The sequence below is a fragment of the Halorussus sp. AFM4 genome, assembly GCF_051194995.1.
Classification (GTDB): Archaea; Halobacteriota; Halobacteria; order Halobacteriales; family Haladaptataceae; genus Halorussus.
This window is the reverse complement of sequence record NZ_JBNTJT010000003.1, coordinates 829,010-842,127: the sequence shown is the minus strand read 5'-3', so window position 1 is coordinate 842,127 and position 13,118 is coordinate 829,010. Positions and strand designations below refer to the sequence as shown.

The 13,118-nt window shown below is 72.4% G+C and carries 15 protein-coding genes; 11 read left to right on the top strand and 4 right to left on the bottom strand.

Annotation, left to right across the window (positions count from 1 at the left end; all coding sequences use genetic code 11):
* Nucleotides 1-129: 129 nt before the first annotated feature.
* Nucleotides 130-1,815 (bottom strand): Hvo_1808 family surface protein, encoded by a 1,686-nt coding sequence (locus ACQUQF_RS17390; protein ID WP_435180371.1) that lies wholly within the window; start codon nt 1,813-1,815, stop codon nt 130-132.
* 164 nt (nt 1,816-1,979) lie between these two features.
* Between ACQUQF_RS17390 and ACQUQF_RS17385 the strand changes: the two genes are divergently transcribed.
* From ACQUQF_RS17385 to ACQUQF_RS17365, 5 genes are all read left to right on the top strand, one after another.
* Entirely contained in the window at nt 1,980-2,504 is a 525-nt protein-coding gene (locus ACQUQF_RS17385) for a metallophosphoesterase family protein (RefSeq protein ID WP_435180370.1), read from the top strand.
* An 86-nt stretch (nt 2,505-2,590) separates the two neighbouring features.
* Entirely contained in the window at nt 2,591-3,277 is a 687-nt protein-coding gene (locus ACQUQF_RS17380; protein ID WP_435180369.1) for a type 1 glutamine amidotransferase, read from the top strand.
* Between the two features lie 179 nt (nt 3,278-3,456).
* A complete protein-coding gene (locus ACQUQF_RS17375) occupies nt 3,457-3,603 on the top strand; it encodes a hypothetical protein (RefSeq protein ID WP_435180368.1) in 147 nt (48 codons plus the stop codon).
* 104 nt (nt 3,604-3,707) lie between these two features.
* Nucleotides 3,708-4,475: a coenzyme F420-0:L-glutamate ligase gene (locus ACQUQF_RS17370; protein ID WP_435180367.1), complete on the top strand. Its 768-nt coding sequence runs from the start codon at nt 3,708-3,710 to the stop codon at nt 4,473-4,475.
* Nucleotides 4,462-5,448 carry a 5,10-methylenetetrahydromethanopterin reductase gene (locus ACQUQF_RS17365; RefSeq protein ID WP_435180366.1) on the top strand — a complete coding sequence of 329 codons (987 nt, stop codon included), beginning with the start codon at nt 4,462-4,464 and terminating at the stop codon, nt 5,446-5,448. The genes ACQUQF_RS17370 and ACQUQF_RS17365 overlap by 14 nt, the downstream gene beginning before the upstream one ends.
* Here ACQUQF_RS17365 and ACQUQF_RS17360 read toward each other — a convergent pair.
* The gene (locus tag ACQUQF_RS17360; RefSeq protein WP_435180365.1) at nt 5,405-5,611 is read right to left on the bottom strand and encodes a hypothetical protein; all 207 of its coding nucleotides are present in this window, start codon (nt 5,609-5,611) and stop codon (nt 5,405-5,407) included. The two genes, ACQUQF_RS17365 and ACQUQF_RS17360, sit on opposite strands and share 44 nt — an antisense overlap.
* 105 nt (nt 5,612-5,716) lie before the next feature.
* Here ACQUQF_RS17360 and ACQUQF_RS17355 point away from each other — a divergent pair, with 105 nt between their 5' ends.
* Nucleotides 5,717-6,022 carry a DUF7573 domain-containing protein gene (locus ACQUQF_RS17355; protein ID WP_435180364.1) on the top strand — a complete coding sequence of 102 codons (306 nt, stop codon included), beginning with the start codon at nt 5,717-5,719 and terminating at the stop codon, nt 6,020-6,022.
* 54 nt (nt 6,023-6,076) lie between these two features.
* Here ACQUQF_RS17355 and ACQUQF_RS17350 read toward each other — a convergent pair whose 3' ends face one another.
* Nucleotides 6,077-6,688 (bottom strand): TetR/AcrR family transcriptional regulator, encoded by a 612-nt coding sequence (locus tag ACQUQF_RS17350; protein WP_435180363.1) that lies wholly within the window; start codon nt 6,686-6,688, stop codon nt 6,077-6,079.
* A 258-nt stretch (nt 6,689-6,946) separates the two neighbouring features.
* Here ACQUQF_RS17350 and ACQUQF_RS17345 point away from each other — a divergent pair, with 258 nt between their 5' ends.
* The 4 genes from ACQUQF_RS17345 (at nt 6,947) to yciH (ending at nt 11,812) form a co-directional block, all read left to right on the top strand.
* Entirely contained in the window at nt 6,947-7,921 is a 975-nt protein-coding gene (locus ACQUQF_RS17345) for an AAA family ATPase (RefSeq protein ID WP_435180361.1), read from the top strand.
* Nucleotide 7,922: 1 nt separating this feature from the next.
* Nucleotides 7,923-8,990, top strand: coding sequence for a DUF58 domain-containing protein (locus tag ACQUQF_RS17340; protein ID WP_435180359.1), 1,068 nt, complete (start codon nt 7,923-7,925; stop codon nt 8,988-8,990).
* Nucleotides 8,987-11,308, top strand: coding sequence for a transglutaminase TgpA family protein (locus ACQUQF_RS17335; protein ID WP_435180357.1), 2,322 nt, complete (start codon nt 8,987-8,989; stop codon nt 11,306-11,308). Before ACQUQF_RS17340 ends, ACQUQF_RS17335 begins: the two co-directional genes overlap by 4 nt.
* Before the next feature lie 210 nt (nt 11,309-11,518).
* Nucleotides 11,519-11,812 (top strand): stress response translation initiation inhibitor YciH, encoded by a 294-nt coding sequence (gene yciH, locus ACQUQF_RS17330; protein ID WP_113276842.1) that lies wholly within the window; start codon nt 11,519-11,521, stop codon nt 11,810-11,812.
* A 186-nt stretch (nt 11,813-11,998) separates the two neighbouring features.
* Here yciH and ACQUQF_RS17325 read toward each other — a convergent pair whose 3' ends face one another.
* Complete coding sequence (locus ACQUQF_RS17325) at nt 11,999-12,388, bottom strand: rhodanese-like domain-containing protein (protein ID WP_435180354.1); 390 nt, start codon at nt 12,386-12,388, stop codon at nt 11,999-12,001.
* Nucleotides 12,389-12,723: 335 nt separating this feature from the next.
* On the opposite strand from ACQUQF_RS17325, the gene ACQUQF_RS17320 reads away from it, so the two are divergent.
* Nucleotides 12,724-13,023 carry a DUF7562 family protein gene (locus ACQUQF_RS17320; protein WP_435180352.1) on the top strand — a complete coding sequence of 100 codons (300 nt, stop codon included), beginning with the start codon at nt 12,724-12,726 and terminating at the stop codon, nt 13,021-13,023.
* Nucleotides 13,024-13,118: the final 95 nt, after the last annotated feature.

Below are 13,118 nucleotides of genomic sequence, written 5' to 3'. Positions count from 1 at the left end.
GTCGGTCCCGAGCGGCTTGAATACCGGGTTCGGCGGGACCGGAGACGCGACCTCACCGGCGGAGCGCCGGGTCGTTCGCGACCGGAGACGCTGTCGGCCCGAGACCGACGCGGCCGTCGCGGCCCCTCTTCAGGCCGCGGTGGTCGTCCGGACCGCCAGTTCGGCGCTGTCCGCCGTCGCGTTGCTCGTCGTCTCGCTCGCGCCGTCACCCGGCGCGGCGGTCGTCCCGTCTGCCTGACCGCCGGCGGCGGTGGTCGTCTGGTTTGTCGCGATCGGGCCGATGTCGGGCCGGATCTCCGAGAGCTGGCCCACCGTCGGCGCGTTCACGATGGTGACGTTCCGCCCGTCGACCTGGACGTAGAACGCGTCGGCGAACCCGCCCTCCGCGATGCGCCAGGTGTTCGGGCCGACCTGCTGGCCGCCCCAGTACCGGAGCACCCGGCGGTAGCCCTCGACGAACTGCCGGGCGTCCTGCGGCGAGTCCCACGCGAGCCGCCAGACGTAGCCGAACTCGCCGGCGTCGTTCCGGTAGGCGTGGAGCCGGTCGCCGTCCCAGCCCGCCGAGAAGTCCGACTCGTAGTTCAGCGGGTCGAACGTGCTGACGCCGCCCGACTGGTTGTAGTCGAACCACTCGTCGCGGGGCACGATCTGGGTCTGGCCCCCGCTGTGGTAGTACGGGTAGACGAACATCATCATCGCCGCGGCCTCGCCGAGCTGGCCGTAGTTGGGCCGGTTCGGCGCGTTCACGCGCTCCCACGACCCCGCCGCGGTGTCGTTGATGGTCACGTTCGTCACCGGGTCGTTGCGGTACTTCAGCGGGTGGATGACCTGCTCGGTGCTCGCCGGCGGGCGCCGGTACAGCGAGTTGACCGCGTCCCAGCCGCCGGTCTCGTGGACCATCCGGATGAACGCCGGGCCGTCGCTGTACGGCTGGTACTTCAGCAGGTAGACGCCGATGTTGGCGAGCTGGCCGGCGCTCGGCCGGGGCGCGTCGAGGCACTCCCACCCGGCGTTGCACTTCGCCTCGTAGAGGGTCTCGACGTAGCTGGCGTCGCCCTCGATGACGCCGTTGCGGGCGTTGACCTGGTCGCGGAGCTGGGCCTGGAGCTCGGAGCCCGAGAGGTTGTACTGCTGGTCCTGCCAGGCGTGCATCAGCTCGTGGGCCAGGGTCAGCTCGTCGATGCGGAGGTCCTCGGTGCTCTCGGCGATGACGACGATCTCGTCGCGCCGCGGGCTGTAGTAGCCCAGGACGCCGCTGGCGCGGTTCCGGTTCTGGACCGCGATGGAGTCGGCCGACTCGTTGATCAGGAACAGCGCTTCGAACTTGACGTTGTCGAACGCCCGGAGCCCCTTGGAGGCGTTGCGCTGGAGCTGCCGGCGCTGGAACTCCTGCCTGCTGACGACCGACACCGGCACCGACTGGTTGAACTCGATGCACCGGATCGCCTCGACGCGGGCCATCGTCCGCGAGACGATGCGCTCGCGCTCGCCCCGCTGGACCCCGTCGTTCTGGTTCACGTCGAGCGACGCGTTGTACCAGAGGCCGTTCTCCCACCCCTTGACGTCCGAGCTCGGGTCGGCGCCGTTCGCGGGCACCGACGCCGCGCACTCCGTCGAGACGTTCTCCACGCCGCTCTGTCCGCCCCCGTCCTGTGCGCTGGCGCTCGGTCCCGCGTCGGCCGCAGTCGGTCCCGCGTCGGCCGCGACCGCCGTCGCGTCGGCCGGCGCACCGCCGAGGGTCGCCCCGGCCGCGCTCGACGCGAGCAGCCCGATCGCCAGTAGTACTGCCGCGATTCGTTCACCCTGTGATAGCATTACCCACTTCTCCCCCGTGGCGGTCCACGACGGCCTCGGGCAAAAGGTCACCGACCGTGAACGAATCCTCGGCCGCGGCTCCCCGATTCGGCGAGCCGACGGCGAACCGACGGCGTGCCGCGCTCGCCTCCAGCTTTTTCCCGGCCCGGGTCGAACGTGGTCGCATGGTCGAGGTAGCCATCCTCAGCGACACGCACGTCCCGTCGCGCGCCGACCGCATCCCCGACTGGGTGGCCGAGCGCGTCGGCGAGGCCGACCACACCATCCACGCCGGCGACTTCGACAGCCCGGAGGCCTACGAGCGGGTCGCGGACCTCGCGGGGGAGAACTTCACCGCGGTCGCCGGCAACATGGACCCCGCGTCGCTCGACCTGCCGCGGGTCGCCGCGGTCGAGGTCAGCGGGACCACGTTCGTCGTGACCCACGGCACGGCGGCCGGCCCCGATGAGTACGAGGAGACCGTCGCCGAGGCCATCAGCGAGGAACTCACCGGTCCCGGCATCGCCATCGCCGGCCACACCCACGAGGTCGTCGACGACGACATCGAGGGCATCCGCTTCCTGAACCCCGGGAGCGCGACCGGGGCTTCCCCCGCCGAGCGCGAGACGATGATGACCGTCGAGATCGTCGAGGGCGAAGTGGACGTCAGGGTCTTCGAGGACGACGAGGAGATCGAGGTCGAGGACTGAGGCGGGTTGCGTCGAGACCGACGCGTCCCGCCGGCGGAGCGCCACCAGCCGTTTCCGCGTCAGGCCGCTAGTCGGCCCCGAGAACGATGGAATTCGCGTTACTCGACGCGTCCCACCTGGGGACGCCCACCCGGCGCAACTTCCGGCGCGAACTCGACGCGGAGCTGACGGCGTTCGACGCGAAGGGCGGCGACCTGCCGCCGACCCGCGACTACGACGGCGCGGTCGTCACGGGGTCGCGGTCGTCGGTGAACGACGACGAGGCCTGGATCGACGACCTCGAGACCTGGGTCGCCGAGGCGCTCGACCGCGACGTCCCGGTGCTGGGCGTCTGCTTCGGCCAGCAGCTACTCGTCGACGCGCTCGGCGGCGAGGTCGAGAGCATGAGCACGTACGAGCTCGGCTACCACCAGGTCCACCGAACCGGCGACTCTCGCCTGCTCGACGGCGCCGACGAGTGGTTCGTCGCCTTCACCGCCCACTCCGACGCGGTGGCCGAGCTCCCGCCGGGCGCCGAGAGGCTCGCCGAGAACAACTTCTCGCTCCACGCGTTCCGGAAGGGCGCCGCGTTCGGCGTGCAGTTCCACCCCGACTTCGACCTCGAGACCGCGAAGGCCGCCATGGAGTACAAGGACGTCGACGACGGGCAGATCCGCCGCGTGCTCGACCAGGTCCAGGCGGGCGCCGACCGCCAAGTCGCCGACTCGAAGCGGGTCTTCGAGAACTTCGAGAGGTTCGCCCGGGACCGAGCGCGCGACCGCGTGCTCGCGTGACCGCAGAGGACGAGAACCGCGCACCGGCCGAGGACCGACCGGCGGACCGCCCCGCAGATGCGACCGGCGGGGACGGCGCGCTGTCGACGCCGTCACGCTCCCGCGCCGGGTCGGCCACGTGCTTCAAGCCGGTAGACGCCCATTTCCGACGCGGTCCGCGTCTGCGGGCCGTGATTCCGATGCCAGTCGAGACACACCGGTGCGACGTGTGCGGCGACTTCCGCGGCGAGCACGAGGAGGTGCGCCAGCACGTCGCCGAGTCCCACGACGTGGACGAGAACAGCGCCGACGACCACGTCGAACCGCTCGACGACCGGGGCGTGTAGGCGTCCCCGGGCGGTTCGGCGACCGGACCCGTCGGTCCGTCCCCGCCCAGCACCGCTTGCCCGTTTCGGGCGGGTTTTTACCCGCGACGCGCCAACCCCAGTGCATGAACGTGTTCGCGGTGCCGGGGCTCCCCGAGGTCCGGCCGGGCGACGACCTCGCGGCGCTCGTCGAGGCCCGGACCGACCTCCGGGACGACGACGTGGTGCTGGTCGCCAGCACCGTCGTCTCGAAGGCCGAGGGCCGGCTGGCCGACCTCGAGGACTTCCCCGCCGGCCCCCGGGCCAGGGAGCTCGCCAAGCGGCTCGAAGCCATCTCGGGCGAGGAGAAGGACCCCCGGTTCGCGCAGGCCGTCCTGGAGGAGAGCACCGAGATCATCACGGAGGCGCCGTTCCTGCTCACCGCCACGAGGTTCGGCCACGTCGGCGTCAACGCGGGCATCGACCGGTCGAACGTCGGCGACGAGGGCCACGACCTGCTGCTGCTGCCCGAGCGCCCGAGCGAGAGCGCCGCCCGCATCCGCCGGAACCTCTCGGCCGACCCCGCCGTGATCGTGACCGACACCTCGGGCCGGCCGTTCCGGCACGGCCAGCGCGGCGTCGCCATCGGCTGGGCGGGGATGCCGGCCTCGCGGGACTGGCGGGGCGAGCGCGACCGCGACGGCCACGAGCTCGAGGTCACGGTCGAGGCGGTCGTCGACGAGCTGGCGGCCGCCGCCAACCTGGTGACCGGCGAGGGCGACGACGGCCTCCCGGTGGCGGTCGTCCGCGACTGGGAGTTCGGCGACCACGAGGGGTCGGACAACCTCTACCGCGACGTCGACGGCGACTTCGTCCGGCAGGCGCTCAGGGGGTGGGAGTTTGCGCGGAATTGAGCTCACGCCCGAGCACCCGATCGAGGACCTCGTCGCGATCGGCGAGGCCGCCGAGGCCGAGGGGTTCGACGCCGCGTTCGCGAGCTGCCACTACAACAACCGCGACCCGTTCGTCGTGCTCGACCGGATAGCGGCCGCGACCGACGATCTGCTCGTGGGGCCGGGCGTGGCCAACCCCTACGAGACCCACCCGGTCGCGCTCGCCTCCCGGGTGGCGACGCTGGCGGAGGCCAGCGGCGGCCGGGCGGTCTGCGGGCTGGGCGCGGGCGACCGCTCGACGCTCGCCAACCTCGGCGTCGAGCGCGAGAGGCCCCTCCGGCGGGTGCTGGAGACGATGAAGGTGGCCCAGAAGCTCTGGGCCGGCAAGCGCGTCGACCACGACGGCACCTTCCGGGCGACCGACGCGGGCCTCAACTACGCCGAAGCGATAGATGCTATCCCCGTCTACGTCGGCGCGCAGGGCCCGCACATGATCCGGATGGCGGCCAAGCACGCCGACGGGGTCCTGGTCAACGCCTCCCACCCCGACGACTTCGCGTGGGCCGACGAGCAGGTCGAGACGGGACTCGCCGAGCGCCCCGACGAGCGGGGCGACTTCGACTTCGCGGCCTACGCCAGCGTCAGCGTGGCCGAGGACGCCGACGCCGCCCGGGAGGCCGCGCGGCCGCCGGTGGCGTTCATCGCGGCCGGGGCGGCGCCGCCGGTGCTCGACAGGCACGGCATCGACCGGGAGCGCGCCGAGGAGATCGGCGAGGCCATCGAGGCGGGCGAGTTCTCGGCCGCGTTCGAGGCGGTCACGCCCGCCATGCTCGACGCGTTCTGCATCGCCGGCACGGCGGAGACCGCCGCGGAGAAGATTTCGGGGGTGCTCGAGTACGCCGACAGCTTCGTCGCCGGGTCGCCGCTGGGACCGGACCCGCGGGCGGCGGTCAGCCTCGCTGCTGGGGCGGTCGACCGAGCGACTCGGGAGTGACGAGGTCGACGAGCGCCCCCGCCGTGAGGTACGCGAACACGAGCACCGAGCCCGTGATCAGCACGAATCCGATCAGCACGAGCAGTATCGAGGTCGGGAACGACAGCGCGGCGTCGCCGATGTAGCCGGTCATGTCCAGGATGTTCTGGATGATGCTCGCCATGCGTGACCGTCCGTAACGAGGGTACTTGTTTGCTCCGTCTGCGGGCGGGCGACGCCGGCCGCGGACTCCGGCACGCTTACCACCGGGGATTGCGTAGACGGCCCCGTGACCGAGGACGCGTCGCTCGACCGGTTCGCCTCCCCCGACTCGCCCGAGAGCGAGGCGGACGCCGAACCGGCGGACGATGGACGTGCGGACGCGGAACAGACGGCCGCCGGAACGGACGACTCGGGGGCGGACGCCGGCGAACCGCCGGCCGCCACGGAGGCGGCCGAGCCGGCGGTCTCGACGTTCGGGTGGTCGCCCGGCGGCGGCGAGTGCGCCGCCTGCGGCGCGTCGGTCGAGCGCCGGTGGCGGGCCGACGGCGAGCGCGGCGGCGACCTGGTCTGCGCCGACTGCAAGGAGTGGTAGGCCGAGGGGCCGGTGCGGTCCGCCGGGACCGGTCGGGGCGTTCCGGGCGGTCGCTCAGTCCTCGCGGTACAGTCTGGTCTCGAGGTAGTGGTCCAGTTCGTCGAGGACGTCCCGCGCCACCGCCTCGTCGTCGGTGGTGGTGGTGCGCCGCAGTAGCACGGAGTCGAGTATCGAGACGAGGAACGCCGCGGTCCGGTCCGGGTCCACCTCGCGGAAGGACCCCTGCTCGATGCCGTCCTCGATGATCGACGCGAGGTACTCGCGGATGTACTCGTCGGTCCGGGTGATCAGCTGCTCGTAGTCGTCGCACTGGACCGCCTGGGCCCGGAGCTCGACGAAGACGCCGACGAACTCGTCGGTCCTCGCGGGGTCCGCCGGGTCGATGCCCGCGAAGAACGTCCGGAGCCGCTCCGCGGCCGGCGCGTCCGGAGGTACCATGGTCTCGCGCTGCAGGTAGTCGAGGTAGAACGTGAGGAAGTCGACCAGTAGGTCGTCCTTCCCCTCGTAGTGGTGGTACAGCAGCGACTTGCTCTTGTCGAACTGGTCGGCGATGCGCTGGATGCTGAGCCCGGCGTAGCCGTGCTCGACCAGCGCGTGATACGTCGCCTCCATGATGGCAGTCCGGGTGTCCTCGGCAGACTCGTCGAAGAGATTCTCGGGAGGCATACGGGCTGTCGGGGGGTTGGAGTGACGAACGTATGAAAGCTCTGGCCGTCACGTAACTGACGTGTCACGAACGCGTCAGCCACCGCGTCGGAAACGGCCCGTTTCGCCGACGGCGCGACAGTCGGGACGGCGAGGGGACACGTTTCCACCGGGACAAAAGTTTCAAAGGTGGGGCCGATAGGTAGGGGTAGCAATCGCACGCCCGGCGGCCGGCGGGTCGCCGACCTTCTCGCCCTCCGCGTGCGGACGGAGCTACCCATGACGGAAGCCAATCCCCCAACGCCCCGAACCGACGCGTCGCCGGACCCCCTCTCGGTCGCCGAGGCGGCCGGCGTCGCCGAGCGAGTCGTCGAGAACGTCGAGCGGGTCATCGTGGGCCACCGCGACGTGACCGAGCACATCGTGACCGCCATCCTCGCACGGGGTCACCTCCTGCTGGACGACGTGCCCGGCGTCGGCAAGACGATGCTCGCCCGGTCGCTGGCCCGCTCGATCGACTGCGAGTTCTCCCGGGTCCAGTTCACCCCCGACCTGATGCCCAGCGACGTGACCGGGGTCAACGTCTTCGACGAGCGCACCCGGGAGTTCGAGTTCCGGCCCGGCCCCGTGTTCGGCAACGTGGTGCTGGCCGACGAGATCAACCGCGCGCCGCCCAAGACCCAGAGCGCGCTGCTCGAGGCGATGGAGGAGGCCCAGGTCACCGTCGACGGCGAGACCTACGAGCTCGACCAGCCGTTCACCGTCATCGCCACCCAGAACGACGTCGAGGCCGACCGGACCTACGACCTCCCGATCGCCGAGATCGACCGGTTCGCCAAGCGGCTCACGCTGGGCTACCCCTCACCGGACGAGGAGTCGGAGGTGCTCCGGCGGGTCACCGGCGGCCACCCCATCGACGACCTCGAACCCGTGGCGACCGCCGAGGACGTGCTGGCCGCCCGCGAGACCGTGGCGGACGCGACCGCGGGCGAGGCGGTCCGGGCGTACGTGACCCGGCTGGCCAACTACACCCGCGACCACGCCGACCTGGGGGTCAGCCCCCGGGGCTCCATCGCGCTGCTCCGGTCGGCCCAGGCCAGGGCGGTGCTCGACGGCCGCGACTACGTCGTCCCCGACGACGTCCAGGCCGAGGCCGAGGCCGTGCTCGCCCACCGGGTCAGGACCGGCGCGTCGTCGGGCCGGTCAGGTCGCGACCTGATCGCCGAGGCGCTCGAGTCGGTCCCGGTGGAGTGAGATGCTGACGCGACGCGGCTGGGCGCTCGCGGCGGTCGCGGCCGGCGCCGTCCTGCTGGCCGCGGGGTTCGGCGCCCGCTCGCTCAACGCGGTGGTCGGCCCGGCCCTCGTCGCGCTCGCGGCCGGGTGGCTCCAGGTCCGGCGCGCGGGCCGGCCCGACCTCGCCGTCGAGGCGCCCGAGTTCGGCTTCGCCGGCGAGCGCGCGACGATAGCGCTGGAGTTCGCGGTGTCGCCGCCGATGGCCGCGACGGTCCGGCTGAGCGCCGCCGACGGGCTCGAGCTCGACGAGTCGACGGTCGAGACCACGGTCGCCGACGGCGACCTGACGGTCGGCGCGACGCTCCGCGACCGGGGCTTCCAGTCGGTCGGCCCGGTCAAGGTGGTCCTCGAGGACGTGCTTGGCGTCTGGGCGGCGACCCACACCTACCGCGTCTCCCGGGAGGTCGTGGTGTTCCCCCGGATCCGCCGGCTCGACGACGTCAGCGACTTCGCGGCGCTCAGCGAGCGGTTCGGCGTCGGCGGCCGCGACCGGTTCGACCAGCTCCGGGAGTACGAGCGGGGCGACCCGCTCCGGAACGTCCACTGGAAGGCCAGCGCGAAGCGCGCCGACGGCGAGCTCGTGGTGATGGAGTTCGAGGCCGACGAGGAGCGCGAGCGGATCGAGCTGCTCGCGGAGGCCGACGGCGGCCGGATGGACGACGCCGCCGAGGCGACCGCCAGCGTGCTGGCGTACCTGCTCGACGCCGGCTTCGCGGTCGGGCTGACCCTCCCCGGCGACCGGGTCGAGCCCGACGCCGGCCCCGACCACCGCACCGACCTCCTGACCGCGCTCGCCCGGGCGACACCCGGGACGGTGGCGGAGCACCGCCGGGAGGACGTCGACGTGGTGATCCAGGGTCGCGGCGGCGAGGACGACGTCCGGATCACCATCGGCGAGCGCACCGTCACCTTCGACCAGCTGTCGGGGGGCCGCGAGTCTGGCGTCGGCCGCGAGTCGGCGCCGACCGGTGGCGAGCACGCTGCGCTCGCCGACGGCCGCGGGCCCCGCGCCGGAGGTGACCGGCGGTGAGCGCGGACAGCGCCGGCGCGACCGACGCGCGCGCGGACGGTGCGGCGGCCGCCGACGCCGTCGGCGACGCCCTCGACCTCGGCGACGCGTCGGTGCCGTACCACTGGCTCGCGGTCGGGTCGCTCGCGGTCACGGCGTCGACCTACCTCGGCGTGCTCTACCACATCACCGACATCGTCGGCGGGACGACGACCCTGCTGGCGCTGGTGGCCGCGACGCTGGTCGCGGGCGCGGCGGTCGCGCGGCGGCTCCGGCTCGTCCAGGCCGCCGCCCTCGCGGTCGGCCTGCTCGCGGTCGGCATCGTCGCCTACTACCTGGCGGTGCCCAGCGCCTACCTGGTCGCGGTGTCGGCGGGGAAGCTGGTGGCCGACAACGTCGCGCTGCTCACCGGGCTGTCGGTGCTCCGGATGACCGAGGTCGGCGCGTGGGCGCTCGGCGTCGCGCCGGCGATGGTCTTCGCGCCGTGGTACCTCGTGCTCCGGCGGCGCTACGCGCTGGCGGTCGGCGCGGCCGGCACCGCGATGGGCTTCTTCGTGCTGACCGGCGACCTCGGCACCTTCGCCACGCTGGTCGGGACGCTCGGAGCGGCCGCGACGCTGGGCTTCGGCACGCTCGCGCGCCGGGGCGGCACGACCGCCCAGGTCGACGTCCTGGCGGTCGTGCTGGTGGCGATGGTGGTGCTCGCGTCGAGTGCCACCCTGGTGCCGGGCGGCGGCCCGAGCCCCGTCCTGCCCGGCGGCGGGGCGGGCACCCCGACCGTCGAGGGGGCGTTCGTCTCGAACCCCGAGCGGATGTCGATCAAGGGGTCGATCCGGCTCTCGCCGAAGGTCCGGTTCACCGTCGAGTCGACCGACCGGGCCTACTGGCGGGTGGCGGCGTACGACCGCTACGACGGCAACGGCTGGATCCGGGCCGGCGAGGGCGGGCCGTACCGGTCCCAGCCCGCGCCGCCCGGCCCCGCCGACGAGGTGACCCAGACCGTCGAGGTGAAGGCCGAGCGGATGGGCGCGATGCCCGCGGCGTGGCGGCCGACCCGGCTGGAGTCGGGCGATCGCGACAACGTCCGGGTCACCTCGCTCGGCGGCTTCGACCTCGTGGGCGCGCTCCGCGAGGGCGAGCGCTACACGGTCGTGAGCCGGGTGCCCGACCCCACGGAGCGCCGGCTCCGGACCGCCGGCACCGACTACCCCGAGTACGTCGAGAGCCGCTACCTCCAGCTGCCCGCGAGCTCGGCCGACCGCATCCGCAAGCGGACCGACCGCATCGCGGCGGCCGCGAACGCGACGACGCCCTACGCGACCGCGAAGGCCGTCGAGCGCTGGCTCGAGACCAACAAGCAGTACTCGCTCGACGTCTCCCGGCCCGACGGCAACATCGCCGAGTCGTTCATCTTCGACATGGAGCGGGGCTACTGCACCTACTACGCCACCGCGATGGTCGCGATGCTCCGGTCCCAGGACGTCCCCGCCCGGTTCGCGGTGGGGTACACGCCCGGCCAGCGCGTCTCGGAGGACGAGTGGGTCGTCCGCGGCCTCGACTCCCACGCGTGGGTCGAGGTGTACTTCCCCGACGTCGGCTGGGTGAAGTTCGACCCGACGCCGGGCGCGGCGCGCCAGCAGCGGGAGGGCGCCCGCGTCGAGCAGGCCCGCCAGAGCAACGTCTCGGGCGTCGACACCGACGAGAGCGAGGAGGGGACCTGGACGACCACCCCCGAGACCACGGTCGACCCCGCGGACGGCGAGACGACCACCGTCGCCGGCAACGCGACGACCGGGCCGTCGACCACCGCGCCCGGGATCGGCGGTCGCCGCCCCGTCACCCCCGGCGCGCCCGGCTTCAACGGGACCGTCGGCAACCTGACGACGACCGGCGGCGCGGGCCCCGGCGGCGCGACCGGCGACGAGGGCGGCTGGCTGCCCGTCGGACTCCCGTCGCGCGAGCAGGCCGCGCTGGGCGCGCTGGTCGCGGTCGGGCTGCTGGCCGCGGCCCGCCGGACGGGGCTGTTCGACCGGCTCCGGCGGGCGGTCCGGCTCCGGTGGCAGCCCCGGACCGACCCCGAGACCGACGTGACCCGGGCGTTCGACCGGCTGGAACGCCTGCTCGCCCGGGAGCACCGCGAGCGGCGGCCGGGCGAGACGCCCCGGGAGTACCTCGCGTCGATCGGCGGCGCCGACCTCGACGACCGGATCGAGCGCGTCGGCGCCATCCACGAGCGGGTCCGGTACGCCGAGGACGCCGACCGCGGGCTGGCCGACGAGGCGGTCTCGCTGGTCGACGAACTGGTCCGCGAGCGCGCGTCGCTGCTCGGCCGCCGGTGACCGCGGGTCGTCGGCTCCCCGACACCCCGCACGATTGGAGCGACGTCGCCTCCGCTCCGGGCCGAATCGCCGACCCCGCGATCCCCACATGAACGATTCGGCCGGTGCGCGCTCGGCGGGCGCGAGCGCCCGCGTCAGCTTTCTATCGCGGTCCTGACCGGGGAATTAGCGACACAGTTTTGTACCCCTACGACCAATTCCCGAACTGTAATGTCGGAAGTGTGCTCGACGTGCGGGCTGCCTCAAGAGCTCTGCGTCTGCGAGGACGTGGCCAAAGAGTCCCAGCAGATCAACATCCGCATCGACGAGCGACGCTACGGTAAAGAGGTAACGATAATCGAAGGATTCGACCCCAAGGACGTGGATCTGGACAGCCTGTCGTCGGACCTCAAGTCCAAGTTCGCGTGTGGCGGGACCGTCGAAGAAGGCCAGATAGAGCTCCAGGGCAACCACACCGGGCGCGTCGAGGATTTCCTCCGTGACAAGGGATTCAACGTAGCCTGACATCGCGTCGGTTTTGTGACGTCGAAGCGGGTCGCCGAGTGGCGACCACGCGCTAGTTTCTCTTCGACCGACGGGCCGCTCGCGCTCCAGCCGATCGCATCGCGACCGCCCGTGTCGCGTCACTCCTCGCGTCGCGATGCGCTCACGCGAACTGTTCTCGCGCGTAACCCGCCACCGGCGGGACCCCTAGAAGGGCGCGTCGGCGTCGTCCGCGGTCGCGTCGCCGGCGCTCCCGTCCGAGCTTCCCTCGCCGTCGGCGCCCTCCACCAGGTCGGCCTCCCACGCCGCGAGCCCGCCGGCCATGCTCTCGACCCGGGCGCCGTCGGCCACGCCCTCGTACGAGGAGACGAGCCGGGCCGCCTGCACGCTGGCCTTGCCGTGCGGGCAGACGGTGACGACCCGGTCGGCCCCGTCGAGGCGCTCGATCTCGTCGGCGAAGGCGTGGAACGGGATGTTCTCGCTGCCGGGGATGTGGCCCCGCTCGAACTCTTCCTCGGACCGGATGTCGACCACCCGGACGTCCTCGTCCGCGTCGAGGAGCTGCTCGACCTCCTCGGGGGAGATTTCGGCGTCCATCGCGTGCGGGTTGGCTCTCCGACCGAATAAGCCCCGCGGTGGTCCGAGGCGCGTCCGGGCCGGCGCGACGGTCGGTCTTCTAGAGAGTGACGGTCGGTCCTCTCGGGGGTAACGGTCGATCTCCCGGGGGAACGACGGCCGATTCGCCCGACCCGTCGCTCTCGGCAGGTGCCGTCGGAGGTCGGTGCCGCGGGGTAGCCGGCGCTTAACTTCTTTCTACGCCAAACCGGATAGAAAATAGAGGGTAAGCCGTCATTACTTCCACCGGCAAATCGCCCGAACCTACCGGTATTCTGACCGAAAACCGCAAGTAACCGCGGGCCGTGGTGACGCGTATGTGGGGTTCCCGGAGTAACCGGGGAAACGACTCGGTCGACTGCATCGCCTGCGGCGAGACCATCCGTCGCTCGGACGCGCGGGAGTACGACAAGGAGGGCGACCGCTGGAACCGCAAGGGAAAGGACTTCGAACACCTCTGCAAGGAGTGTCACACCGACCTCTGTCACCAGCCGCGAGACGAGCTCGAGGACCTGCTGGTGGACATCGACGCCGGGGGGCTGACCGAGGTCGAGTTCCTCGACCGGTACTGCGAGGCCGTCGAGGACCGCTACGGGCCGCTCGACCACGAGCGGTGAGCGGCGCCGGGCCGTGAGCCGCACGGGAGGGGCGAGGAGGTCGGCGAACGGTCGCCTGCGGGGACGCCCGGACCGCGACCCGAGCCGCGGCGCCG